General features: G+C 37.5%; 1 protein-coding gene. It reads left to right on the plus strand.

Going from position 1 to position 392, the window contains the following annotated elements:
• On the plus strand, positions 1-335 hold a 335-nt coding region (locus FD33_RS05130), incomplete at its 5' end, for an IS30 family transposase (RefSeq protein WP_156407827.1).
• Positions 336-392 lie beyond the last annotated feature (57 nt).

Below are 392 nucleotides of genomic sequence, written 5' to 3' on the forward strand. Positions count from 1 at the left end.
ACTCTGTTGATTACGCTATGGAAGAGATCAAACATAATTACGGTCACATTATCAACTCGATAACCGCAGATAATGGTCCTGAATTTGCTAATCTCGATTCTGTTATGTCTGGAGTTTCAGATGTTTATTTTGCACATCCATATACTTCCTCAGAAAGAGGAACCAATGAAGCACATAATAGAATGATTCGTCGTGACTTGCCCAAAGGGCTGTCACTCGATTCTATTGCTCCAGATTTAGTATCCTCTATTGAATCAAAGCTCAATGATATGCCTAGAAAGTTGTTGAACTACAAAACTCCACGGGAACTATTCACTAGTTTCTGTGGAGTTTAGAAATGCACTTTTCTGGCACTGATATATTTCGTATTTATTTTTTGGACAAGTGGCTAA

Origin of the sequence: Companilactobacillus paralimentarius DSM 13238 = JCM 10415, assembly GCF_001434985.1 — a bacterium.
GTDB lineage: Bacteria > Bacillota > Bacilli > Lactobacillales > Lactobacillaceae > Companilactobacillus > Companilactobacillus paralimentarius.